We start from the raw sequence: 23,469 nt of genomic DNA, 5'->3' as shown, positions 1-23,469 counted from the left end.
TTGTTCTCCTACTTTCTCATTTTTTAAACAGCGGGTACTCCCTGAAGCCCCCAAACTTCTTGGGCAACTTCCGTAATCAAGTTTATTTTTTTCCATTGCTCTTCTTCTGATAAAATATTGCCTTCTTCTGTTGAAGCAAAACCACATTGCGGGCTCAGGCTGAGACGATCAAGGGGGATATAGGCACTGGCTTCATTGATACGAGCAATTAGGGAAGCTTTGTCTTCTAATTGGCCGTCTTTGCTCGTCACTAATCCTAAAACAACCTTTTTGTCAGCCGGCACGTAACGCAATGGTTCAAAGCCACCGGAGCGCTCGTCGTCAAACTCTAAGAAAAAGGCCTCCACAGTCTCACGACCAAACAAAGTAGCCGCTACTGGTTCATATCCCCCGGAAGTAGCCCACGTCGAGTGATAATTGCCACGACAAATGTGGGTCGTCACATGAAGATCCTCTGGTAGATCTACTAACGCACGATTATTCAACTCCACGTATATTTCTTGTAATGCGGTTGGATCGAATGAACCATTGGTCATCGTTTGCCAGAAATTCTGATCAACTAGCATTCCCCACGTACAATCATCCAGTTTGATCTGTCGGCAACCAAGTGTATACAAGGCAAGGATCGTTTCTCGATAGGCACGACCAATATCCTCAAATAATACTTCTCGATCTGGATAAAAGCGGTCTACATAAGCTTCATTTGTATCACGAACCAATTCTGCATAAAACTGTGCAGGCGCCGGTATGCTTTGACGCACCGGTACTCCCTCGGCAACTTTGGCCGCAAACCGATACTCATCAAATACAGGATGCGAAGGATCAAAGGCAACCTTGCCAACAAGTCGCGCTGAATCTGCTCGAGTCTCTTCTCCCTGGAACAAGTATCCTTGCTCCATGAGCGTATGCTCGACCCCAGCAAGCCCCCAGAAGAAGTCAAGGTGCCAATAACTTCTCCGAAACTCGCCATCGCTTACCACCTTCAGGCCGGCTGCTTTTTGCTTAGCAATCAACTCCTTGATTGCTTGATCTTCCACTTCTTTCAACTCTTTTCCAGAAATAACACCTGCGGTATAGGCCTCTCTGGCTTTCTTGAGGGGTTCTGGCCGCAGAAAACTTCCAACGATTTCATGGTGATTGATTGATTGACACATCTGAATTCCTCCTTTTTTTGGGTAAAAAAAAATCCTTAAGAGAGTATTCTCCTAAGGATGTAATAACTTACATGGTACCACCTTTGTTTGTATCTGCCTTACAGCAAACACCTCTGCTCCAATGCGACGCTACTGCGTGATATTGGGATCCATGATAACGGAGATCGCCGTGCACCTCTAAAAAAATTTTTCTCGAAGTACCCACTCAAAAGCCATTTTCAGATTCGTTTTCTTCCGCCCCTTTTCAGCTGTCAGGGCTCTCTGTCAGGAATTCCGCAAAATCTTACTTTCTTTATCAACGTGTTTTCTGTTTGATTTTTAACAAGGATAGCAGAAGGTCGAAGAGCTGTCAATCCACTTTTTCGTAAAAAAAAGAAGCATCGCTGCTTCTTTTCCTTGATTATGATTAGTCGACATAGGTCGATTTTGAGTTGTTCAACCATGCGTAACCCAGCCCCATGACCAAGCCACCGCCGATATAGTTGCCGATAAAGGCAAAGACTAAATTATGGATCACACTGCCGACAGTCATACCTGCCAAGTGTCCGCCTGAAGCCCAGAAAGCTAAAGTAAATGCTGGGAAGTTAGCAATAACGTGTTCAAAGCCTAAGAAAGCAAAGATAAAGATGATGAAAATGATGGCCGCTATTTTTCCGGCGTCATCTTTCATCCGCATACTTACTAACACGGCTGTGTTTACCACGATATTGGCAAACATCGCTTCTACTAAAATTTGGATAGTGGATTTTTCTAATTTCGCAGTGATCGAGGTCAGCATAAAGTTATCTGCGGTCAGTCCTTGGAACGGACCTGTCAGCGCAACGATCGAGCCAAAGATCACCCCGCCGATCAAGTTGAATAAGACGCACGTAAACAAAATTTTCAATGCCAAAGGAATACTTAGACGTTTCCGGTAAACCCCAACAGTCATATACAACATATTCGATGTTCCTAATTCTGCGTTCATATAAAGAATCATGACTAAAGACCAACTAAACATAAATGCATACAAAATTTTTCCTAACCCGTGAACCATTGATTCACCTTTCATAGCGATCGCAAAAGCAATAGCTGTTCCGAGGGTCAAGAATAAACAAGCCATCATCGCACGTACAGCGTAACGCAAATAACTACTCTTGATCAAATCGATTTTCTTTTCTATGGAAGAATCGATCTTCTCAAATAATGGGGATACTGGATTCATTTTTTCTACTCCTTTTATGAATAATTTCACTTCGTTATCATTTGCACAATACTTTCATATTCTAATGACGAAAAGCTGTTTTGTAAAGAGATATTTGAAAATATAAGTAATTAATGAAAAATTTCAAGATTTGTTTTCATCAAATCCAAAGTCAGCTCCATCTTGACTTTTGCCCCTAGTTTGTCGTATACTATTCCTTGTGTAAAATAATGCAGCAGGAAAATAACAGCTCGTCACCAGTTCGTTGCCCCTCGGGTGCAATTGCGTAACCGCGGCTGCAAAGGTGAAGATTGAAGAACGAACTGCACGAATGTGAGTTTTTCAACGGATTATTTTACTCCAAACTATTTTATTGGAGGAACTAAATTATGTCTCGTTATACAGGACCATCATGGAAAATTTCTCGTCGTTTAGGAATTTCTTTATCAGAAACTGGAAAAGAATTGGCACGTCGCCCTTACGCTCCAGGTCAACACGGACCAAACAGCCGTGGCAAAAAATCAGAATACGGCATGCAATTAACTGAGAAACAAAAATTGCGTCATATGTATGGTATGAACGAACGTCAATTCCGTACATTGTTTATCAAAGCAAGCAAAATCAAAGAAGGTAAACACGGTGTTAACTTCATGATCTTGTTAGAACAACGCTTAGATAACGTTGTTTACCGTCTAGGTTTAGCAACTACTCGTCGTCAAGCACGTCAATTAGTAAACCACGGTCACGTTTTAGTTGATGGCAAACGCGTTGATATCCCTTCATACCACGTTGAAGTTGGACAAGTCATCAGCGTTCGTGAAAAATCACAAAACATCTCAACAATCAAAGAAGCAGTTGAAGCAACAGCTGGCCGCGCGTCATTTGTAAGCTTTGATAGCGAAAAATTAGAAGGTTCATTAACTCGTTTACCTGAGCGTGATGAATTGTCTGCAGAAGTTGACGAAGCACTAGTCGTTGAATTCTACAACCAAAAACTTTAAGATTTCAACCGACACGATTCCTTTTTGGAATCGTGTTTTTTTGTGGAATCAACGGATTTACGGATCCTCTTAAGAAGACCCTTGAAAAAAATACTAAAAAAACCGACAATGATACATCGCTGTATTCATTTGCCGGTTTTGTTCCTATTATTTTATTAGATAAAGTTCGCAACAGATTCGCCTTCTTCTTGCTTTTGGCGATAATTAAACATGAGCAGCTCTGTTTGGCGTCGTTTGAAAATGATCTTTCGTAAGTTTCGTGGCACGAATTTACGAATATCTTCTTCATTGTACCCCACTTGGAGCTTGTTCTCATCTAAGATAATTGGTCGTTTCAATAAGTTCGGGTATTTTTCGATCAATGAAAGCAGCTCTTCTAGCTTCAACTCTTCTAAATCAATGTCTAACTTTTGGTACACTTTCGAACGAGTAGATATAATGTCTTCCGTTCCATTTTTCGTTAAAGAAAGAATCTCCATTAGTTCATCACTATTTAATGGATCGCTAAAAATGTTTCTCTCTTTAAATGGTAGTTCATTTTCGGTCAACCATGCACGGGCTTTACGACATGACGTACAGCTGGGTGTTGTATATAGTGATATCATTTGTTCATTCTTCCTTTCTCTTTGATGTACTTCGATTTTTTGTCTGGTGCTCAACCTTCGATTTGATCGATCGTTTCCTGTTTGACGATATCGGCGATTCGAATATTGATCTCTTTGACTTTCAAAGAAGTCAAGCGGCTAATTTCTTCTAAGACCACTTCTTGGACTTGCGCAAAGAGTTTGGGGATATCTTTGCCGTAAGCCACGATTACTTCCAAATCAACTGCAACCTCTTCTTTGCCAACTTCCACATCAATACCAGACGCGACTTGCGGCTGTTCTTCAAGGTTTTCGGTCATATCTGAAAGAAATCTGCCATTTACACTAATCAAGCCATCAATTGACTGCAAAGCGACACCAACAATTGTTTCAATGACTTTCTCTTCAAAGGACAGTGGACTTGCTTGCGCTGCTTCATTAGACACATTCGTTGTTTGCTGATCGTCAGTCATTTTTCACACTCCTTGGTTAAATAAGAAAGGATACTAGAGACATCGCAAAGTCGCACATACGACCTTGTCTAAAGTGGACATTCCTCTTGGGAATTTTTTTCCCTACCTTTCTAGCATAAATTCTTTTTGTTTTTTTTACAAAGAAAAACACTTGTTTTCGGAATAAATTTATCATGCGAAATAAAATGAATGCGCTAAAAAAATCTCAAAGCATAATTTTCTTGAAATGATTCATTTTTCTTGACAAAAAAAAAGAAAGCAGCTACACCGCTCTCCTTTTTTCTTTGTTATTTTGACAAGGCATCTAATGGATCAATCAGTTGATGCCGGGCTAAACTAGGTGAAAGACTAACTTCAAAATGCAAGTGAGGACCTGTACTGTTCCCCGTACTTCCCATGGAAGCAATCACTTCGCCTTGTTCCACCGTCTGCCCAACCTCTACTAAATTGCGGTGATTGTGAGCATACAGTGTCGTCAAGCCATTTTGATGTTCGATCGCTACATAATTCCCCCAGGAAGCATGATATTCTGAGCGAATCACCGTTCCTGAAAGACTAGCCATGATCGGGGTTCCTTGAGGTGCTGCAAAGTCGACCCCACGATGGAACCCGCTACCCCGTGGACCAAACATTGATGAGATGACCGGATCACTAACCGGATAAATCATTTTTTCATTACCCGTTGGCAACTCTGCTTTCTCTTTGTCATAACTCGTCAACGCATAAGCTTCGATCAAAGCGTTCAATTTTTCATTGTATTGCGTATCTGATGCATACCGTCCCGTCAAATATTCCGTGGCATCTTCATAGGTTTCGGTTTCTGACTTCCAAGCGCCTTTATAAAAATTCGGATTGTGAGCCAATCCTTCTTTCAACAATTTCGCATAATCTTTTAAAGAAGATTCGATGCTGTCATACTGACGGAAGGTCGAACGGATGGTGTACAAATTGCCGTTTCCATCGTCTTCTTGTGTTGGGAAAGAAACCCCATTTCCTTCATATAGTCCTTTGATCCCAAAAAGATTATAGAACGGCTCCTGACTCAACTGACTTTGCCCACTACCGGATTCTAAGATTGCTTGGGCAATCATCACAGATGCGTAAAGATCTTCTTCTAAGCCGACTTTACGGGCATCCTCACCAATCTCCATAATAAAGTCCCATGTTTCTTTGACTGGGGTGACTTCAAATTTTGACGTGCCACCAGTCTGAGGTGTTGTGATTGTCAATTCAGGTACATTGGGCACTTCCTTGATCTCAGGCGTTGGCTGGCTCGGGTTCGTTTCTGGTTTTGTCGGTTGACTTGGTTCTCCCTCTGGATCTTGTTCCTCCGGTGCCGGTTCCGGAATTGGCGTAGGCTCGGGTTCTGGTGTCGGTTCCGGATCAGGCTCAGTTGGTTCTGACGGTTCTGGACTTGGCTCTGGTTCCGGTGTTGGTTCCGGTGTTGGTTCCGGACTCGGCTCCGGTTCTGGTGTTGGCTCCGGGCTGGGCTCGGGTTCCGGCGCCGGTGCTGGTTGCGCCGGAACAGCTTCATCATTTTCAGCTGGCGTTCTTGGCACGTCAGACTCTCCGGTCGATGCTTCTGTAGTTGCTCCTCCGTCTTCACTTGACACAGACATCAATGCACTCGTTTGATCAACATTTGATTCACGACTCACAGCAGAAGCCGCAGCAGAAACCGGCAATAGGGTCAACAATTGACTGGAAATGACAGAGATTGCCATCCATTTTTTCATTTTCATTAAATAAGTCATCCTCCTTTGTCACACCTTCTATCATACCTAAAAAGCACCTAATTTTATAATCATTTTTTGCATCTCTGTGTGAAAAAAAGGAAAACACTGATATAGTGACGTTTATAACAATTCTCTTCACCAAATCTAGCATTTTATTCTCTTTTCTTCTATAAAAAATACGCCAAAAACCTGCTTTATTTATGTAAAATGTGCTTTTCCTATGAAAAACAGCAGCGAGCGTCCTCCCTGCTGTTTTGCTCTACCTTGATTCAATATCGATATATTCGCGATCGCTGGACACTTCTTTATAGGCGGGGCGCATGATTTTTTGTGCGTTGACCAGCTCTTCGATCCGATGGGCGGACCAACCGACGATCCGTGCAATAGCAAACATTGGTGTATACAGTTCTTCTGGTAGATCCAACATGTTATAAACAAACCCGCTGAAAAAGTCGATATTGGCACTGACTCCTTTGTAGATTTTGCGCTTTTCATTGATGACTTGAGGAGCAATACGTTCCACCATCGTATACAATTGATATTCTTGCCAAGCTTCTGATCCTTTTTCTTGCGCCAGTTTTGCCACATAATTTTTAAAAATCGCCGCACGGGGGTCGTTGTCGCTATATACCGCGTGACCCATGCCATAAATCAAGCCTTTACGGTCAAACGCCTCTTTATCTAAGACTGCTTCCAAATAGCTGCGGATTGCCTGTTCATCGGTAAGGTCAGCAACGTTGCGCTTCAAATCCCCCATCATTTCCGTCACTTTGATATTGGCGCCACCGTGTTTAGGTCCTTTCAAAGAACCTAGCGCTGCAGCAATCGTTGAATAGGTATCCGTCCCACTGGAGGTAACGACTCGTGTCGTAAAGGTTGAATTATTCCCGCCGCCATGTTCCATATGCAAAACAAGTGCCATATCCAATGTTTGGGCTTCTTGGAAGCTATATTCTTTCGTTGGGCGCAGCATAGTCAAAATCGTTTCAGCTGTACTCAACTCTTCGGTCGGGCGGTGGATATACATACTCTCCCCTTGATTATAATGATTGTAGGCATGATAGCCGTAGATTGCCAAGAGCGGAAAGACACTGATCAGCATCAGACTTTGTTCCAATACATTTTCAATGCTGATGTCATCTGCTTGTGGATCATAACTTGCCAGTGTCAAGATACTGCGAGATAAACTATTCATGATATCAGAAGAAGGTGCTTTCATAATGACGTCACGAACAAAATTGGTCGGCAAAGTACGTTTTTCTGCTAATAGGCAATGAAACGCCGCAAGATCTGTTTTATTTGGCAGTTCTCCAAAAAGTAATAAATATGCAACCTCTTCAAAGCCAAAGCGTTTTTCATTGACGAAGCCTGCAACTAACTCGTTGATGTCAATTCCGCGATAACGCAGTTCGCCGCAAGCCTCGATTGGCTTCCCGGCAATGATTTTTTCTGGATAAATAGTCGAGATTGTCGTTAATCCAGCTAATACACCAGTTCCATTCAAATCCCTTAGACCACGCTTAACATCATATTCTGAATAAAGATTCACATCGATCAAATTGTATTTCTCACATTGCGATGCCAGATATGCCATTTTCTCTTTCTTTTCTAATCTTTCCACGGTGATGTTACCTCCAATCTTTCTCCGAACCAGCTACTTCAATGTTATTTAACCGTAAACAAACATCGTTAAAATAACCATCCGAAAGAATCGCTGCTTTTTAACAAACTTTCACACATTATAGCATGATGTCGAGAAAATGAAATATTTTTCATAAATTTAATTGATTTTTTAAATTATCAACGTATAATTATTCCTAATAAGTACGATTATCTTCGTAAAAGGAGGATTCTTATGAAGTGGCAAACTCAATTAACCGTCAATGACACGCAATACACGTATATTGACTTAGCGAAAATCACCCAAGACTTAGGGGCTGATTTATCTCGCTTGCCCTACTCCATTCGAGTTTTATTGGAAAGTGTTGCTCGTCATCAAGACGAGGAAATTACAGAGGATTATTTACCATTTTTAGCGAATTGGCAGGCAGAAAGCCCTACTGGCGTCGTGCCATTCAAACCAGAGCGGGTCGTCTTGCAAGACTTTACTGGGGTGCCGGCAGTCGTTGATTTGGCTGCCATGCGGGATGCGATGGTCGCTTTAGGCGGTGCCGCAGAAGACATCAATCCTGAGATCCCCGTCACACTCGTCGTCGACCACTCTGTGCAAGTCGATCAAGCTGGTACGCCTGGGGCGATCGCTTTTAATACGGAGCGGGAATTTGAACGCAACGCAGAACGCTATCAATTCTTGAAATGGGCGCAAGGTTCTTTCGACAATTTCGAAGTCGTTCCGCCTGAAACAGGGATCATTCATCAAGTCAACATCGAATCATTGTCTGATGTGATCTTGCAAAAAACACACGAAGATCAACGTCTGCTGTTTCCTGATACATTGCAAGGAACCGATTCTCACACCACGATGATCAATGGTCTGGGGGTTCTCGGTTGGGGGGTTGGCGGTATTGAAGCGGAAGCTGCGATTCTTGGCGAGCCTTCTTTCTTCCCTACACCTGAAGTCATTGGAGTGAAGTTTATCAACGAGATGCCTGCAGGTACCACCGCTACCGATTTAGCACTAAAAGTAACTGAAGTGCTGCGAATCGAAAAAGTGGTTGGAAAATTTGTCGAATATTTTGGTCCTGGCTATCGTCATTTAAGTTTAGCTGATCGAGCAACGCTAGCAAACATGGCTCCCGAATACGGTGCGACTTGCGGCTTTTGTCCGATCGATCAAGAGACCTTGAACTACTTAGCAACGACCGGTCGCTCCACCAAGCTGATCGAACTCGTTGCCGCTTACGCCAAAGCCAACCATTTCTTTTATGATGAAACGACCGTGCCAACCTATACTAAGACGATCACCATTGATCTAGCAGAAGTTCAGCCGGCATTAGCGGGCCCCAAACGCCCGCAAGATCGGATTTTGCTTCCAGCAGTCCAGCAGGATTTTGAGCAATCTGTCACGGCAGCCGTCGGACCCAAGGGCTTTGGACTTTCGGAGGACGAATGGCAAAAAGAAGCCACCGTTGCTTGGCCAGATGCTGCAGCAGACAAATTAGCGACCGGCGATATCGTTTTGGCGGCAATCACTAGCTGTACGAATACTAGCAATCCTTTCGTCATGCTCTCTGCAGGCTTATTGGCCAAAAAGGCCGTTGAAAAAGGTCTGACTGTTCCGCGTACGGTCAAAACCTCCCTTGCACCTGGCTCCCAGATCGTGACCACCTATTTGCAAAACAGTGGTTTATTGCCGTATTTAGAGCAACTCGGCTTTTATTTAGTGGGCTACGGTTGTACTACCTGTATCGGAAATTCCGGTCCTTTAGAAGCGCCGGTCGCTGAAGCAATTGAGGCAGAAAATCTATTGGTAGCATCGGTTCTGTCAGGCAATCGGAATTTTGAAGGAAGAATCCATCCACAGATCAAAGCCAACTATTTGGCTTCGCCGCCGTTAGTTGTTGCCTATGCGATTGCTGGCAACATTCGCAAAGATCTGACAAAAGAACCATTAGCTATCGTCAATGACGAGCCGGTGTATTTATCTGATATTTGGCCTAGCAATGAAGAAGTCAATGCTTACGTTCAAGAATACGTCGGACCAGAAGCATTTCGCGCTGCCTATGAGCATCTTTTTGATGCCAATGAACGCTGGAATGCGATCGAAACCACCACGAGCGCATGTTATGAATGGGAGGAACATTCCACTTACATTGCTCATCCACCCTACTTTGAAACATTGACCAAAGAATTGCCTAAACCAGATGTCTTAGCCGATCTGAAAGTCTTGGCAAAATTGGGTGATTCGGTCACCACTGACCATATTTCTCCTGCTGGCAGCATCAGTATGGATTCTGCAGCTGGAAAATTTTTACAAGAAAAAGAGGTTCCGTATCGTGAATTCAATTCCTTTGGTTCGCGGCGCGGCAATCATCAGATTATGATGCGGGGGACTTTCGGCAACATCCGTCTGCAAAACCAGCTGGTTCCTGGCAGCACTGGCAGTGTCACGCATTATTTTCCAACTGGGGAAACCTTGTCGATATTTGACGCCGCTATGAATTACCAAAAAGCCGGCCAAAGCTGTATCATTTTAGCCGGTAAAGATTATGGCATGGGTTCTTCTCGCGACTGGGCCGCCAAAGGAACAAAATTGTTAGGCGTTAAAGTCGTCTTAGCAGAAAGCTTCGAACGGATCCATCGCAGCAATTTGGTCATGATGGGGATCATTCCTCTTGAATATCTGGCTGGTGAAAGTGCCGCCTCGTTTGATTTGGACGGCAGCGAAGCATTCTCGATCGCTTTGCCAGAAGAGCCAATGGTCAAGCAGCTGATCGAAGTCACCGCTCAACGGACCGACGGAAAGACTGTTTCCTTTATGAGCCGCCTGCGCTTTGATGCCCCTGCAGATATTCGCTATTGGAAGCATCAAGGTATTTTGCCAATGGTCATTCGAAAAAAAGCGGAATTAGGAGGAGCTGCCCATGCCTAACCAAACAACCCATCAAGCAACGACGATCACCATTCCTTACATTGCAGGAGACGGCATTGGTGCCGAGATTTGGCAGGCTGCGCAACCTGTGATTGATGCAGCTGTGAATAAAGCCTATGACAATCAGCGCCACATCGAATGGCTAGAAGTTTTAGCTGGAGAAGCCGCCTTTGAACAGACGGGGGAATGGCTGCCGCAAGCAACCATCGATACGATCAAAGCCCAGCAATACGCCTTAAAAGGACCGTTGACTACCCCAATTGGCGAGGGCTTTCGCTCCTTGAATGTCACCTTGCGGCAAACGCTAGATCTTTATGCCTGTGTCAGACCTGTTCGCTATTTTACAGGAGTCCCTTCGCCTTTAAAACAGCCAGAAAAAACCGATATGGTGATCTTTCGAGAAAATACTGAAGATGTTTATGCTGGCATCGAATTTGCCAAAGACGACGACGCAACACAGCGTTTGATCCAGACACTGCAAGCAGACTTTGCCGTCAAGGCGATTCGTTTTCCTAAAACTGCCGCTATTGGCATCAAGCCGATCTCTTTAGAAGGCAGTCAGCGCTTGATCGCTGCTGCCATTGAGTATGCGATCACTCAAAAGCGTCCCACGGTGACACTGGTGCATAAAGGCAATATCATGAAATTTACAGAAGGCGGATTTAAAAACTGGGGCTATCAGCTTGCAGAGACCACGTATGCCGCCCAGTGTTTTACAATGAATCAATACAACAAAATCAAAGCAGAAAACGGCTCAAAGGCAGCCGAAGCCGCCCTTGCCTCGGCAAAAGCGGCTGGGAAAATCGTTGTTAACGACGTGATCGCCGACAACTTTTTACAACAGATCCTTTTGTATCCAGAAAAATTCGACGTCATTGCCACTTGTAATTTAAACGGCGACTACATCTCTGATGCACTGGCTGCACAAGTCGGCGGCATCGGGATCGCCCCCGGCGCCAATATCAACTACGATACCGGAGCAGCCATCTTTGAAGCTACCCACGGAACGGCACCGGATATCGCAGGACTTGGCAAAGCCAATCCTTGTTCCCTGTTGCTATCGGCGTGCATGCTATTAGAACATTTGAACTGGCCGGAAGCTGCTGCGATACTGACGCAAGCCATTGAACAAGCCTTGCAAAGTCAGCACGTCACTGCCGATTTCGCACAGTTGATGCCAGAAGCGGTCTGTTTAACGACACAAGCGTTTGGTGAACACCTCCTTCAGCTCATCCATTCGTAAACTCAAGCTGTGATTGAGTCGGCATTCGCCTGCTCAACCACAGCTTGATTGCGTTTCCACCTTCTGAGAAACTATACTTAGAGCATGAAAGGGGGAATTCATTTATGAGTGAATTCAACATGAGAAAAATTGGTCAGCAGATCGCTACCAAACGCAAAGAAAAAAATCTGACCCAAAGCAACTTGGCAGACCAGTTACTCGTCAGCTATCAGGCGGTCAGTAATTGGGAGCGGGGCAACTCACTGCCGGACATTGAAAAATTGCCGCAGCTAGCAGCGATTTTAGACCTATCCATCGATGAGCTGTTAGGGAAGCCCGCAGCTGCGGTGCAACATTATCAAGCAGGAACCGCACAGCCAGAAGAAATCGCCGAACTAGCTCCGCTGATCAAACCGCAAGAATTGTCAGCGTTGATTCAAGAAGAACCGTTTCAAGAAACTTCTTTAGATCTAGACTTATTGCCTAGGCTAGCACCTCATTTGACCAGCGCCGACTTACAACACCTGTTAAACGGCGCCGAGAATATCCCAGAAGATGTCATGGAAGAACTCTTGCCATTTTTGAAAAAGCCCCAAATAGAAGAGCTCCTTAAAGGCAACCACTATTCCATGGCTTTTTGGGAAGAGGCGGCGCCCTTTTTACCCCCCAGCTTTTTGGCGGGAGAAATCAAAGGCTGGCTTGAAAATCCTGACTTCCGCTTTTCTGAGATTGAAGAGCTGCTGCCCTTTTTACCTGCACCGTATCTGGATGAGCTCCTGCTGACCACCCTGGAACAGCCAAACGTTGCCGCAGCAGAACGCTTGGCTTATGATGAAATCGAAGAACTGCTGCCGTTTCTGACAGAAGCAACGATCTGCCGGCTCGTTCAAGTACTGCCCTTCTCAACAGATGAGCTGGAAGAGATCGCCCCTTTCCTCTCCTCAAAGAACTTACTTGTCCTATTAAAAAAAGGACACTAAAAAAACAAGATTCTTCTTTACTTTTGGTAAACCACCGTTTATAATTTCGTTAACCAAATAAATCTTTTTTCAGGTTAACGAAATTATTATGAGAGAGAAGGATTCGATGAAATTATCATTACGTGAACAAATCCATGCCGCATTATTTGCGATCATTATTGCTGGTCTTTCCCAATTGACGATTCCGTTAGGTTTGATCCCATTGACAGGACAAACCTTTGCGATCGGCCTGGCGGTGACTTTCCTTGGCACGCGAACAGGAACAATGGCGATCATCATTTACTTGCTGTTAGGATTGATCGGTTTGCCCGTTTTCGCTGGTTTTTCCAGCGGTATCGGTGTTTTGTTAGGACCAACTGGCGGCTATTTAGTCGGCTTCCTCTTTAACGGATTGCTTACTGGATTGGTCGTAGAAAAAACGGCGTTTCGCTACACAGGAGCAGTGATCGGCAACATTGTCGGTGCGCTGGCAACTTTGTTGTTTGGTACATTATGGCTGAAATGGAGCACGGGCATGGCATGGCCGGCTGCTTTTAACGGTGGTTTTGTTTTGTTTATTATCCCCGGGATCATCAAAGCCGTTGCCGCAGCTTATCTAGGTATCTTTTTAAGAAACCGCTTGGCGCAACCATTGGCTTTGCGTTAATAAAAAACACTCGCGTCATATGCAGCGATTCCCCTCAGTTAGCTTTTTCGTCTAACTTTTGGAAATCGCCGCATCACGCGAGTGTTCTTTTTTAGTTGTCGATCTCTTCAATCGACAACTGCGGCCAAATTTTCTGCCACTGCTTGATCGCTTGGCGTTGTCGGTAAACCGCAAGGTACTGTTCATTTTGGGCGAAATGCGGTGTTGGCCGCACCCGAAAACTGCAAACATCCTGCCAACCAAAAGGCGCCATCAATTCAAGCTTGCCTTGATTCATTCGTGCCGCCACCGCTGTACAACGCTCTGGAAATTTCGTTAAAGCATCGAAGGTACTTGTATAAGGCGGCTCCTCGGCAAAATTGTGCTGGTGCATCAACGCTTGGTTACGAACCTCCCAAGGAAATTCGGGAAACGAACGGCGCAGTTGCGCTTCGATCGCCGCTGTTTCTTCTAGGCTTACAGTCGGATCATAAAACACGACATCAATATCGGTTATTGGCACCTCCGCTATTTTTCCACTGAGAAAACCCCATAAATAATTCCGCAGGTACCCGGCACAGAGCCAGCAATCCGGCAGCTGCAACGCTTCAATGATCGTAAGCAGTTGTCGACATTCACGATTTTTTGCAAGCAAGTGCTGGATCGCTTGTTCCTTCATTGGCGTCCTCCTCTAATGGGTTCAGGCTAGTTATTTCAAGGTCCAACCACCGTCGATGGGCACGATCGCCCCCTGCAAGTAACTAGCTTGCGGACTGGCAAGAAAAAGGGTCAGTGCTGCAACTTCTTCTGGTTGCGCCCAACGCTTGACTGGCGTCTCTTCTGCCACCCATTGCGCCATTTTCCCGTCACCGGCAAAATCAGCCGCATTCATCGGCGTTTGAATCGCACCTGGCGCGATGCCCTTCACCGAGATCCCTTGATCTGCAACATCCAATGCCAACTGTTTGGTAAACCCGACGATCGCGTGTTTTGCGGTTGTATAAGCGATCCCACCTCCACCTGCGACCATTCCAGCGATCGACGCCATATTAATGATCGTTCCGCCGCCATTGGCTTGCATCAGTGGCAAGATTTCTTTCGTTAAATAAAACATGCTGGAGACATTGGTTTGAAATATCTCCTCCCACTCCATTGAGGTCGTCTCAGCGATCGTATGATAGCCGTCAAGTTTCCCAGCTGTATTTAACAAGACCGTAATACCGCCAAAGTGCTTCACACAAGCTTGGACCGCTGCAAAACAATTTTCTTTCACCGCTAAGTCACAACACGTGCCGAAAAAGCGGGGTTGGGCTAAAAGCGTATCAGGAAACGATTGGCAGTCAACACCAAATACTTGAGCACCTTCTGCAAGAAACGCCTCTGCTTGCGCTTTACCGATACCTGAAGCAGCGCCTGTGACAAACACAATCGTTTTGTCATCGATCCACGCTGCCGTCATTCCACGATTTTCCAATCTTCCGCAAGAATGTCGCAAACAGTCGGTGCGAAACTCGAGAATCCCTCATCTGCTGTTTTGATCAAAAAGTAAGGGGTGACTGGGGCATTGTCGTACACTTCGCCTTCAACGAATGTCACATAAAGTTCAAAGCCGCCCCAACCTTCGCGAATGATTTTTTTGCCGGCTTTTAATTCTGGTAAGATTTCTTCAAATGTCATGATTTTTCTCCTTTGTGTGTTTCTTTTGTGTTTTAAAATGCGTGGGAATTCAATTACGAAACCAAGCAGGACTCGGTTGCTGCGCTAATACGGCAGCAGCGTGATCGCTTGCGCCAATTCCTCTACAAGATGCGCCGTTTTATAGTCCTCAAATGCCTCATGATGGTTTCGCAGCAGCGTCCGAACTTTCGTTGGCGAATATGCTTCTGCTAAGTGGTTTTCCAAAACGAAGCGTCGGGTCAACTGCCATTCATAATAGTAGCCGAAGGGACGGCAATAGTAGCTGGTTCCCGCAAGCTCTTTTTTCTCAAAGCGTCGATGGGTATGCCCAAAGACGACTGCCCGCACATTGGCGTACCGATCGATCACTGCGCCAAAATCAGGCGACCCCAAAAACGCATTTAGGTGGTTCCAGCGGGCATACTTGCCGGTCTGCCGCACAATAAACGCTTCTTGAGGCACAAAATGGGTAGAAAGAAGAATTTCTTGGTCTTGCGGCAAATGGGCCAATGTTTCCGCTAAACGCTCATTGATGGCTTGGCTGATTTCCTTATCCGATCCCTTTCGTTGAATCATGCGGTCATACCAAAACAAATTTTTCAGCCGCAAGATCTCAGCTTCACTGGTCAAATCAGAATATTGGTAGTCATACCAGCCATTGATTCCCAACAGCAGTGTTTTTTCTGATAAGCGACACGTCTGAAAATTAAGAAAGGCGGGATCATCGAAAGCCTCGATCTCTTGTTCCGTCAAGTCCACCATTTCATGATTGCCCCAGTGAAAGGTCGTTGGCACCTGTCGACTTTGAAAAAAAGCGACCACGTCTAATAGCCGTTGCTTTTTATTCGCCACATCTCCTGCCAGATGCAGATGGGTCACCTGATTTTGCTGCAAATAATCAGCGATCAGCTGCAGATGGGGGTCGAATAATTGGTTGATATCGACGTGCAAGTCGCTAATAACCGCCAGCGTGCCCATATCAGCGGCCTGCCGTCTGCTTTTCGATCAGTAACAATTGGACATCATTAGCTAAGATCCCGCTATTTCCCACCAATTGCAACCGTTGATAGGTCGGTTCCACCTGCATCCGAGTCTGTTCTTCTAAATACACCTGAGCCCCTTGCTTCAACCAAATCGTGCCTAATGGTGTCGTTAAAGGGGTGTCGTAGATCGCCAATCCTTCTTCTGGATAGCTCTGTGGCACGATGATCAGGCGAAAATGGATGTCCAAACGGCAGGTGATCTCCGTTGCAGGAAACGGACCGACGCCGTCTTCAAAATCCAAATAGAGACGATCATCTGGCTGTACATAAGGGGTTATTTTTTCAATTGCTGCTGGCTCAATGTTCAGTTCCATGACGAGAGCCCTCCTTTACATGATACGTTTTTTCCATTCCTCTAGGGTGATGCCGCGCGTGACTTCATCGATGATTTCTTCACCCGATTTGCGGGCAGCTGGGATCGTTGCTTCCAATTTCATCCCAATTTTCTCCATGACCCGTCCAGACTTGGGATTTCGAGCATCATGACGAGCAAAAATTCGAATCAATTCGAGTGTTTCAAAACCAAAATGCAGCAGTGCCATTGCCGCTTCTGGCATGATCCCTTGTCCCCAATAATCGCGACTTAATGTATAACCGAGCTCAGCGATCTCTTTTTCTGATTCTACTCGCAAATCGATGGTCCCAATCATTTTGCCTGAGTCTTTTTCTTCGATCGCATATTTTCCTAAGGGTGCAGCAACAAAATACTCGGCAATGCGCAGTTTTGTTTCGTCAACCGACCCATGTCTAGCAAAGACGAAGGTCGTCGTTTCTTCATCATTTGCATAGGCAAACATGTCCGCTGCATCCGCCAAGGAAACGGGGCGCAAGAGCAGCCTCGGTGTCTCCAACCGTTGATTTTCTGCTAATAATAGCAAATGTCGTTCTTTTGTTGTCATAGGATCCCTACTTTCTATCAAAACTCTCTCACGATCGCACCCCTCTTTTGCTATTTGCTGGATATGCTATAATAAGCATAAGTAAACGCTTTGAGGAGGATACTTCAATGTCAGACGAATTAGAAAAACGCCTTGATACAGGAATGTATGGGACGCCTCGCGTCAACCCAGATGAACAGCGCAAGTATTTAGGCACGTTTCGTGAACGGTGTTATCTTAGTATGACAGTAACAGAAATGAAGAAGAAGGACAACCAGAAAACGCTCTTGAACGCCTTACCAGATTATCAAGGAGCGCTCGTGCTGCTTAACGGAAAATTGCCAGAATCGATCCAGACCGATTACATCACTTTACTGACCAAACAACAGATGGAATTTCGGATCGTCTCCGATGCCCAAGATGCCGGGCCAGACAGTATCGGCTTGCTGATTGCCGGGAAAGAAGCCGTCAATCAAGACGTCATCGATATCGAACAAAAATACCCTGCAGCTACTACGCAATCGGATAAAGAGCACGAACAACCAGAGAAAACGTCATTTTGGAAACGTCTTTTCCATTAAAAGGAGGAACTATCATGGAACAATCAACACCGCCCTACCTTTCATTAAAGAAAGAACTGCTTGATGCTTTGGATTTGCATATCGATTTGTTGAAAACGGCACCTACGATCGAATCGAGCCATCTGGATGGCGTATTGTTCATGATGCGCAGCTTGGGTTTTATGCTGGATCGCGCTCCGAAAGTACTCCTACTGGAGGATCAGAATGAAATGAACTTTATGATGTTTCAATATTATAGCCTCCTGTCGGAACTGAAGTACAATCTCGTTTTAAACTTTCCCTATGCCTCGATTCAAGGCGTACCGTTATTGACCTTGATCCAACGTTTTCCTACCACGTATGAAAAAGAAATGAAACAATGGTGGGAAGCCCGAACAGGTCTCAAGGTGGAAGAAACAAAACAAACGATTGAGATCGCTGCTTTTGAATCCTAATAAAAAAGACTGCACACTTTCGAAGGGAATCACCTTCCAGAGTGTGCAGTTCTTTGCTCTCTAAGCTTCCATCAGCTTTCGAAGACTTCAGGGAACAACAGGCGTAAAACAGACATAGTTAAGCGTCGGCCTTTCCCGCTGTATGGATAAACGTGCATATGCATCGCTGGGTTGAAATTGGCTTCAATGATTCCATAAGCCCCCGGTTCATTGGCTGGCTTGGTTTTATCTGGAATAATCAGATCGATTCCACTGATAGATGCTTGTAATGCGGCTACCGCATCGACTGCTACTTGTTTGTAGTCATCGTTGAAGTCATCCGTTACATCGATAGAATCACCGCCAGTACTGATATTCGAGTTTTCTCGCAAATAAACGATCTGCCCCTCTTCTGGCACTGAATCAACTTGATACCCTTGCTCTTTTAACATCAGTTGTTCCAGTTCCCCTAATTGAATCAACTCTAATGGGGTCCGATGATGGGTGCCGCGCAATGGATCGAGATTTTTCTCTGCGACGAGTTCCGTGATCGTACGCTTGCCGTCACCCACGACATTGGCTGGGATACGTAATAAAATCGCATCAACTCGCCCATCGATCACGAAGAACCGATATTCCGTCCCTGATAAAAAGGTCTCAACGAGGATCGAATCATCTTCCGCAAAGGCAATGGCGACCGCCGCTTGATAATCCGCTAAAGAGGCGCCTTCTTTGAAAATCGAGATACCGATCCCATAGTTGGTGGTTTTCGGTTTTACCACAAACCCGCTGTGGGCGATCTGCGGATAAAACGCGATCGCTTCTTCTGCCGAAGCGAATTCAGCACCACCTGGTACATGAAAGCCATTTTCGGCTAAGATTTTTTTGGTGACCGTTTTATTCGCCATGATCAATGGGACGATGTACTGATCCTTACTGGTCATATTGGCATTTTTAACATATTCAACGTGGTCTTTCACGGCTAATTTCAAGAACTGATCCGTTTCATCCAGTACCGTCACTTCGATACCTTTTTGGATCGCATCGAACAAGAGAATCTGGGTCGACAATTCCATTGCTCGAAAACCAGCCAATTGATACGGTTTTTCCCAAGCAGCATGATGATACTTTTGTCCCAGCAATGTTGCTGTCTGCGCTTGGCTGGTTGCTTGACTCGCTGAGAAAAGACGTCCCGCGAAGGTTCTTTCTGGTTCAGCCAGCATCTCAGAAAGCTGATCCAAAAATGGCGGATGCGGCAGCTCAAGGGCTTGGGCAAAGTCCATCATCTCAGCAATCAGTGCTTGCGCTTCTTGCTGATACGTTAATGGTGCTAAGGGATGCTCTAATGCCACCTGATCATTTTTCTGATTGCCTTCTTCGATCCACGCATCGGCATCGTTGCCTTCTTCTTTTGTACTTAAAAACAATAAGAAGAAATGTAAGAACGCGACTTGCTCTTTGGAAATGCCATAGCGGGCAAAGGGATCGATATCGATATTTCTTAACTCAATATAACGGATACCAGCTGAGGCTAGATCTGCGACCCGTTTTCCCCCACGTAAACGCACTGGCGCATAAAATTCTTTTTCTTCTGAAAGCTTTCCTGTCTCCACTAATTTGGCAATATCTGCAAGATAGGTCTCTAACGAAGCATAAGATACCTTGACGTCTTCGTGATTCGTGTAGCCATAACGGCTATTGCGAATACTGCGGACTGGTTCTTGCGGTCCGTTTTCTGTCGTAAAATAATTGGCTTCTGAAGCAGGGGTCGCCCCAAAGAAATACGTCAAAAACCAGCGATAATGCAAATAATTGCGAGTTACTTTCAAATAAAGCGCCGTTTTAAAGGCTTGATAGCTTTCATTCGTTTCAGATAAAGCATACAGTTGCTGCAAAAAGTCTTCCGCAAATTCAAAATTGAAATGTATCCCACTGACCATTTGCTTACGGCGACCATACGTTTTGGCCAAATAGCGGCGGTAGAGCACATCTTCAAATTGGTCTAATTTTGCAATGACGATGTCTTCTTCTTTTTCTGGTAAAGCTGGTGGCATGCTCAAAGGCCAGAGCATTTCTTCTGCTGCCATTGAACGATATGCCACATCGTGGATGGCCCCTAAGAAACGGAACAATTCATCCACTGAATCCGCGACCGGCGTGATCAGTTCCAGTTGATTTTCCGCAAAATCCGTTTGGATATAGGGATGGAAGCGACGATTACCTAGCTTTTCAGGATGATTCGTTCCAGCAAAGGTTCCGTCTAATCGTACCCGCTGTGCTTCTCGCTCAATCCCGTAACGCCCTTTCAATAAATAGGGAAAAAGCTCTTTATGTGATAATAATGTTTTTATTTTCATGCGAATGCCCTCTATGTTCTTCTACTAGATTTTTTCTTATAATCTGTTTCTTTCCATCCATTATAGTGAAAAATGGCGAAAAAAGCAGGAATTTGCTCTTCACTTGTAGTATCTCTGAATAAAATTACCAAGAATTTATAAAATACTTGAATAAATTTGATATTTACCTTCAAAATAAAGTATACTGCTTATAGAACAGTAAAATATTATGTCCATATTACTCTTTTTTGAAAGGAAGAATAGTGAATGAAGCCACTTAATCTTACCAAACGTGAACGTCAAATCATGAATATCTTTTGGAATTCAGACAAACCTCTTTCTGCAAATGACATTGCTGTCCAACAGCAAGATCTAAGCAAGAATACCATTCAAGCAGTCGTACGTAAACTAAAAAACCACGACTTATTGAAAGTAGCAGATATCGGCTACAGCGGTACTGTTTTGACTCGGTTGTATTCTCCGAATGTGACCCAAGAAGACTTCTTAGCAGCAGAGTTGTCTGATCAATCGTTATTGAATTTGATTACGAATTTTATCGAAACCAATAAAGATATCGATACGTTGAACAACTTAGAAAAAATGATCATCGAGCGCCAAGGGGAGCTAAAAAAATAATTTTTTGTAGCTGAGCTTTTCATTTTATTCTATCTGATACTTCCCAGACTTTAGAAGAACGAAAAATGTTAGCCACTCAAAAAAAATCGTTTTATACTTTAAGACAAATTCGTACATCGCTGTATCCGTATTTGTCCTAGCTAAACATTGTAACCTTTCCGCCCCAGATTGATCGGCAATAGCTGAACGGCAACTCGTTTGTTATTGCCTTCATTTGAAATAAAAGCAACAATAAAGGAGAGCCATGTGCAGGTATTTTACCTGACACAGGGCTCTTCTTTTTTATTCCTTGATCAAGCCTTTGAATAAGCCGACAACAAATTCATTTGGATCAAATGGCTCTAAATCATTGATGCCTTCTCCGAGTCCCACTAATTTGACGGGCAGCCGTAGCTCGTTACGGATCGCCAAGACGATCCCCCCTTTGGCTGTTCCATCAAGTTTCGTTAAGACGAGACCAGAAACATCCGTCGTTTCTTTAAATTGTTTTGCTTGATTCATGGCGTTTTGACCCGTTGTTGCATCCAACACAAGCAGGACTTCATGAGGGGCCGTTGGGTCCACTCGCTGAATGATCCGTTTGATTTTTTCTAACTCGTTCATCAAATTGACTTTGTTTTGCAAACGACCAGCTGTATCTACTAATAAAACGTCAGCATTTTCTCGTTTTGCGCGCTCCATCGCATCAAACACGACCGCTGCTGGATCGCCTCCGGCATTGCCACGAACGACTTCAACACCAGCCCGTTCACCCCAGACCACTAATTGATCGATGGCACCGGCACGGAAAGTATCCGCTGCAGCCAATAAGACTTTCTTGCCTTCGGCTTTGAATTGGTGGGCTAATTTCCCGATACTGGTGGTTTTTCCAACACCGTTCACGCCAACAAATAAAATGACAGTCAACCCCGGTTGCATATTCAACTCGTTGACTTCACCGACACCCGCTTCCCCATATAGGTCAACTAATTTCTCGATGATGACATTTTGGACATCCGCTGTTTTCTTTACATTACGTAGTTTGACTTCTTGTCTCAATGCATCCGCGATCTTCATCGCCGCATCAAAGCCAACATCTGCACCAATCAACGTTTCTTCCACTTCTTCGAAGAAGTCTTCGTCCACCGTACGGAAATTGGCGAACAATTCGTTCATCCGTTGCCCAAAGGTTTTTCGTGATTTCGTCAATCCTTTGGTGTATTTGTCCTGCACACTTTCCGTCTCTGGCGCTGGTTGAAGGATTGGTTCAGAAGCTGGTGCACCCTCTGATGGTGTGTTCTCGGTCACTTCTACTGGAACACTTGGTGCTTCTTCTCCTTTATTCGCTACCGTTGCTTCTTGCTGTGGGGACGCTTCGGCAGTTTCTTGCTCTGCCTTCAAATCACTGGCGTCGGCGGCATCTGTAGGTGCCACTGCTTCTGAAGCTTCTCGTTCAGCAGGTGTTTGTGCTGGCTGGCTTTCTTCTGAAGGCTGATTCTCTGGTGAATCAGCATCGACTAACGGTTTATCGGTTTCTTGCTCTGCTTCTTTGGTTTCTCCAATCAGCGCTTTTTTGATTTTGTCAAAAAATCCCATCTTACGCACCTCCTTTTAAGACATATTCTTCAATCACTGCTGCCACACCGTCTTCTTGGTTTGAAACGGTGACAACGTCAGCCGCTTCTTTAATGATTGGCACGGCATTGGCCATCGCTACGCCAATCCCTGAATAGCGAATCATTGGCAAGTCATTTTCTTCATCACCGATCGCCATCACTTCTTCTTGCTTGATCCCTAAATCTTGAGCCAATAGGCTGATGCCATAGGCTTTGGTGATTCCTTTAGGCATAAATTCTAACAGGTTATTCCGGCTTTTGATGATTTCATATTTCTCGCGGATCGCTGAGGAAATCTCAGGGATTTTAGGATCCAAGACTTCCTGATGGTAGGCGATCACCGCTTTATTATAGAGCATCGATTCATCCAGATCAGCTACAGCAAAAGGACGACAATCCAATAAAGGATTCAACGAGCCATAAATCGATGGATGCGCTGCTGAAGTCGGTAAACTCAAGACGATCTCTTCTGATACCACGTCTAGAGGCAAATTCAAGTCTTCCGCCACTGAAATCAATTCATGGATATCTGCCAGCTGCATCGCTGCTTTTTCAATGATCTCGCCAGTCTCATTTTTTTGAACCAAACCGCCGTTAAAGGTGATGCTATAGTCGCCGGGTTCTTTTAGCGATAATTCTTCTAAATAGGGACGGATCGCCCGCAATGGACGTCCGGTACAAATGACGATTTTTACGCCTTGTGCTTTGGCACGAGCAAGTACCTCTTTGTTGCGAGGAGTCACTTCTTTTTTGTCATTCAATAACGTTCCGTCTAAATCGATCGCAATCAGTTTAATCAT

The 23,469-nt window shown here is 44.7% G+C and carries 23 protein-coding genes and 1 other annotated feature; of the genes, 8 read left to right on the top strand and 15 right to left on the bottom strand.

Annotation, left to right across the window (positions count from 1 at the left end):
- Positions 1–23 precede the first annotated feature (23 nt).
- Both IGI84_RS01755 and IGI84_RS01750 read right to left on the bottom strand, forming a co-directional pair.
- On the bottom strand, positions 24–1,154 hold the full coding sequence (locus IGI84_RS01755) for a 5-methyltetrahydropteroyltriglutamate--homocysteine S-methyltransferase (protein ID WP_081118856.1): 1,131 nt from the start codon (positions 1,152–1,154) through the stop codon (positions 24–26).
- A gap of 50 nt (positions 1,155–1,204) precedes the next feature.
- Positions 1,205–1,462: a binding site (T-box leader), on the bottom strand.
- 98 nt (positions 1,463–1,560) lie between these two features.
- Positions 1,561–2,358 carry a formate/nitrite transporter family protein gene (locus IGI84_RS01750; protein ID WP_077453877.1) on the bottom strand — a complete coding sequence of 266 codons (798 nt, stop codon included), beginning with the start codon at positions 2,356–2,358 and terminating at the stop codon, positions 1,561–1,563.
- Between the two features lie 368 nt (positions 2,359–2,726).
- Here IGI84_RS01750 and rpsD point away from each other — a divergent pair, with 368 nt between their 5' ends.
- Positions 2,727–3,338 carry a 30S ribosomal protein S4 gene (gene rpsD / locus IGI84_RS01745; protein ID WP_005227158.1) on the top strand — a complete coding sequence of 204 codons (612 nt, stop codon included), beginning with the start codon at positions 2,727–2,729 and terminating at the stop codon, positions 3,336–3,338.
- 155 nt (positions 3,339–3,493) lie between these two features.
- Here the strand turns inward: rpsD and spx are convergent, their stop codons facing one another.
- The 4 genes from spx to IGI84_RS01725 all read right to left on the bottom strand — a co-directional run bounded on the left by spx (position 3,494) and on the right by IGI84_RS01725 (position 7,752).
- The gene (gene spx, locus IGI84_RS01740; RefSeq protein WP_010748641.1) at positions 3,494–3,943 is read right to left on the bottom strand and encodes a transcriptional regulator Spx; all 450 of its coding nucleotides are present in this window, start codon (positions 3,941–3,943) and stop codon (positions 3,494–3,496) included.
- 50 nt (positions 3,944–3,993) lie between these two features.
- Positions 3,994–4,395, bottom strand: a complete 402-nt coding sequence (locus IGI84_RS01735; protein WP_005227156.1) for an Asp23/Gls24 family envelope stress response protein — start codon at positions 4,393–4,395, stop codon at positions 3,994–3,996.
- Positions 4,396–4,682: 287 nt separating this feature from the next.
- Entirely contained in the window at positions 4,683–6,137 is a 1,455-nt protein-coding gene (locus tag IGI84_RS01730; protein WP_081118855.1) for a peptidoglycan DD-metalloendopeptidase family protein, read from the bottom strand.
- A gap of 253 nt (positions 6,138–6,390) precedes the next feature.
- A complete protein-coding gene (locus IGI84_RS01725; RefSeq protein WP_185932301.1) occupies positions 6,391–7,752 on the bottom strand; it encodes a citrate/2-methylcitrate synthase in 1,362 nt (453 codons plus the stop codon).
- 234 nt (positions 7,753–7,986) lie between these two features.
- On the opposite strand from IGI84_RS01725, the gene acnA reads away from it, so the two are divergent.
- From acnA to IGI84_RS01705, 4 genes are all read left to right on the top strand, one after another.
- Complete coding sequence (acnA, locus tag IGI84_RS01720) at positions 7,987–10,683, top strand: aconitate hydratase AcnA (RefSeq protein ID WP_220426292.1); 2,697 nt, start codon at positions 7,987–7,989, stop codon at positions 10,681–10,683.
- A complete protein-coding gene (gene icd / locus IGI84_RS01715; RefSeq protein ID WP_081118853.1) occupies positions 10,676–11,926 on the top strand; it encodes an NADP-dependent isocitrate dehydrogenase in 1,251 nt (416 codons plus the stop codon). Before acnA ends, icd begins: the two co-directional genes overlap by 8 nt.
- Positions 11,927–12,030: 104 nt before the next feature.
- Entirely contained in the window at positions 12,031–12,885 is an 855-nt protein-coding gene (locus tag IGI84_RS01710) for a helix-turn-helix domain-containing protein (RefSeq protein WP_081118852.1), read from the top strand.
- Positions 12,886–12,991: 106 nt separating this feature from the next.
- Complete coding sequence (locus tag IGI84_RS01705) at positions 12,992–13,531, top strand: biotin transporter BioY (RefSeq protein WP_086293796.1); 540 nt, start codon at positions 12,992–12,994, stop codon at positions 13,529–13,531.
- Between the two features lie 91 nt (positions 13,532–13,622).
- Here IGI84_RS01705 and IGI84_RS01700 read toward each other — a convergent pair whose 3' ends face one another.
- From IGI84_RS01700 to IGI84_RS01675, 6 genes are all read right to left on the bottom strand, one after another.
- Positions 13,623–14,189 (bottom strand): nucleotidyltransferase family protein, encoded by a 567-nt coding sequence (locus IGI84_RS01700; protein WP_081118850.1) that lies wholly within the window; start codon positions 14,187–14,189, stop codon positions 13,623–13,625.
- Between the two features lie 30 nt (positions 14,190–14,219).
- A complete protein-coding gene (locus IGI84_RS01695; RefSeq protein ID WP_081118849.1) occupies positions 14,220–14,969 on the bottom strand; it encodes a 3-oxoacyl-ACP reductase in 750 nt (249 codons plus the stop codon).
- Entirely contained in the window at positions 14,966–15,187 is a 222-nt protein-coding gene (locus IGI84_RS01690; RefSeq protein ID WP_005227147.1) for a DUF2829 domain-containing protein, read from the bottom strand. Before IGI84_RS01690 ends, IGI84_RS01695 begins: the two co-directional genes overlap by 4 nt.
- A gap of 84 nt (positions 15,188–15,271) precedes the next feature.
- Positions 15,272–16,165, bottom strand: a complete 894-nt coding sequence (locus IGI84_RS01685) for a metallophosphoesterase (RefSeq protein WP_081118848.1) — start codon at positions 16,163–16,165, stop codon at positions 15,272–15,274.
- Between the two features lies 1 nt (position 16,166).
- Positions 16,167–16,544: an iron-sulfur cluster biosynthesis family protein gene (locus IGI84_RS01680; RefSeq protein ID WP_430600624.1), complete on the bottom strand. Its 378-nt coding sequence runs from the start codon at positions 16,542–16,544 to the stop codon at positions 16,167–16,169.
- Positions 16,545–16,559: 15 nt separating this feature from the next.
- Positions 16,560–17,129: a GNAT family N-acetyltransferase gene (locus tag IGI84_RS01675; RefSeq protein WP_081118847.1), complete on the bottom strand. Its 570-nt coding sequence runs from the start codon at positions 17,127–17,129 to the stop codon at positions 16,560–16,562.
- A 107-nt stretch (positions 17,130–17,236) separates the two neighbouring features.
- Between IGI84_RS01675 and IGI84_RS01670 the strand changes: the two genes are divergently transcribed.
- Together IGI84_RS01670 and IGI84_RS01665 are read left to right on the top strand one after the other, a co-directional pair.
- The gene (locus tag IGI84_RS01670; protein WP_081118846.1) at positions 17,237–17,689 is read left to right on the top strand and encodes a YueI family protein; all 453 of its coding nucleotides are present in this window, start codon (positions 17,237–17,239) and stop codon (positions 17,687–17,689) included.
- Positions 17,690–17,703: 14 nt separating this feature from the next.
- The gene (locus IGI84_RS01665; protein WP_005232469.1) at positions 17,704–18,123 is read left to right on the top strand and encodes a hypothetical protein; all 420 of its coding nucleotides are present in this window, start codon (positions 17,704–17,706) and stop codon (positions 18,121–18,123) included.
- Between the two features lie 71 nt (positions 18,124–18,194).
- Here IGI84_RS01665 and gshAB read toward each other — a convergent pair whose 3' ends face one another.
- A complete protein-coding gene (gshAB, locus tag IGI84_RS01660) occupies positions 18,195–20,459 on the bottom strand; it encodes a bifunctional glutamate--cysteine ligase GshA/glutathione synthetase GshB (RefSeq protein ID WP_081118845.1) in 2,265 nt (754 codons plus the stop codon).
- A 246-nt stretch (positions 20,460–20,705) separates the two neighbouring features.
- On the opposite strand from gshAB, the gene IGI84_RS01655 reads away from it, so the two are divergent.
- Entirely contained in the window at positions 20,706–21,074 is a 369-nt protein-coding gene (locus IGI84_RS01655; RefSeq protein WP_077453891.1) for a BlaI/MecI/CopY family transcriptional regulator, read from the top strand.
- A 282-nt stretch (positions 21,075–21,356) separates the two neighbouring features.
- On the opposite strand, the gene ftsY is transcribed toward IGI84_RS01655, so the two are convergent.
- A complete protein-coding gene (gene ftsY, locus IGI84_RS01650) occupies positions 21,357–22,649 on the bottom strand; it encodes a signal recognition particle-docking protein FtsY (protein ID WP_081118844.1) in 1,293 nt (430 codons plus the stop codon).
- 1 nt (position 22,650) lies between these two features.
- Positions 22,651–23,469 carry a Cof-type HAD-IIB family hydrolase gene (locus IGI84_RS01645; protein WP_081118843.1) on the bottom strand — a complete coding sequence of 273 codons (819 nt, stop codon included), beginning with the start codon at positions 23,467–23,469 and terminating at the stop codon, positions 22,651–22,653.

Origin of the sequence: Enterococcus sp. DIV0008, assembly GCF_050542615.1 — a bacterium.
GTDB classification, from domain to species: Bacteria; Bacillota; Bacilli; order Lactobacillales; family Enterococcaceae; genus Enterococcus_D; species Enterococcus_D innesii.
Note: the sequence above shows the minus strand (reverse complement) of the source record. Positions and strands in the feature narration are given on the sequence as shown.

Bases quoted from the DNA above. Each gene is read 5' to 3' on its own strand.
- IGI84_RS01755 (WP_081118856.1), bottom strand. From the start codon at position 1,154: ATGTGTCAATCAATCAATCACCATGAAATCGTTGGAAGTTTTCTGCGG.
- IGI84_RS01750 (WP_077453877.1), bottom strand. From the start codon at position 2,358: ATGAATCCAGTATCCCCATTATTTGAGAAGATCGATTCTTCCATAGAA.
- rpsD (WP_005227158.1), top strand. From the start codon at position 2,727: ATGTCTCGTTATACAGGACCATCATGGAAAATTTCTCGTCGTTTAGGA.
- spx (WP_010748641.1), bottom strand. From the start codon at position 3,943: ATGATATCACTATATACAACACCCAGCTGTACGTCATGTCGTAAAGCC.
- IGI84_RS01735 (WP_005227156.1), bottom strand. From the start codon at position 4,395: ATGACTGACGATCAGCAAACAACGAATGTGTCTAATGAAGCAGCGCAA.
- IGI84_RS01730 (WP_081118855.1), bottom strand. From the start codon at position 6,137: ATGAAAATGAAAAAATGGATGGCAATCTCTGTCATTTCCAGTCAATTG.
- acnA (WP_220426292.1), top strand. From the start codon at position 7,987: ATGAAGTGGCAAACTCAATTAACCGTCAATGACACGCAATACACGTAT.
- icd (WP_081118853.1), top strand. From the start codon at position 10,676: ATGCCTAACCAAACAACCCATCAAGCAACGACGATCACCATTCCTTAC.
- IGI84_RS01710 (WP_081118852.1), top strand. From the start codon at position 12,031: ATGAGTGAATTCAACATGAGAAAAATTGGTCAGCAGATCGCTACCAAA.
- IGI84_RS01705 (WP_086293796.1), top strand. From the start codon at position 12,992: ATGAAATTATCATTACGTGAACAAATCCATGCCGCATTATTTGCGATC.
- IGI84_RS01700 (WP_081118850.1), bottom strand. From the start codon at position 14,189: ATGAAGGAACAAGCGATCCAGCACTTGCTTGCAAAAAATCGTGAATGT.
- IGI84_RS01695 (WP_081118849.1), bottom strand. From the start codon at position 14,969: ATGACGGCAGCGTGGATCGATGACAAAACGATTGTGTTTGTCACAGGC.
- IGI84_RS01690 (WP_005227147.1), bottom strand. From the start codon at position 15,187: ATGACATTTGAAGAAATCTTACCAGAATTAAAAGCCGGCAAAAAAATC.
- IGI84_RS01685 (WP_081118848.1), bottom strand. From the start codon at position 16,165: ATGGGCACGCTGGCGGTTATTAGCGACTTGCACGTCGATATCAACCAA.
- IGI84_RS01680 (WP_430600624.1), bottom strand. From the start codon at position 16,544: ATGGAACTGAACATTGAGCCAGCAGCAATTGAAAAAATAACCCCTTAT.
- IGI84_RS01675 (WP_081118847.1), bottom strand. From the start codon at position 17,129: ATGACAACAAAAGAACGACATTTGCTATTATTAGCAGAAAATCAACGG.
- IGI84_RS01670 (WP_081118846.1), top strand. From the start codon at position 17,237: ATGTCAGACGAATTAGAAAAACGCCTTGATACAGGAATGTATGGGACG.
- IGI84_RS01665 (WP_005232469.1), top strand. From the start codon at position 17,704: ATGGAACAATCAACACCGCCCTACCTTTCATTAAAGAAAGAACTGCTT.
- gshAB (WP_081118845.1), bottom strand. From the start codon at position 20,459: ATGAAAATAAAAACATTATTATCACATAAAGAGCTTTTTCCCTATTTA.
- IGI84_RS01655 (WP_077453891.1), top strand. From the start codon at position 20,706: ATGAAGCCACTTAATCTTACCAAACGTGAACGTCAAATCATGAATATC.
- ftsY (WP_081118844.1), bottom strand. From the start codon at position 22,649: ATGGGATTTTTTGACAAAATCAAAAAAGCGCTGATTGGAGAAACCAAA.
- IGI84_RS01645 (WP_081118843.1), bottom strand. From the start codon at position 23,469: ATGATTAAACTGATTGCGATCGATTTAGACGGAACGTTATTGAATGAC.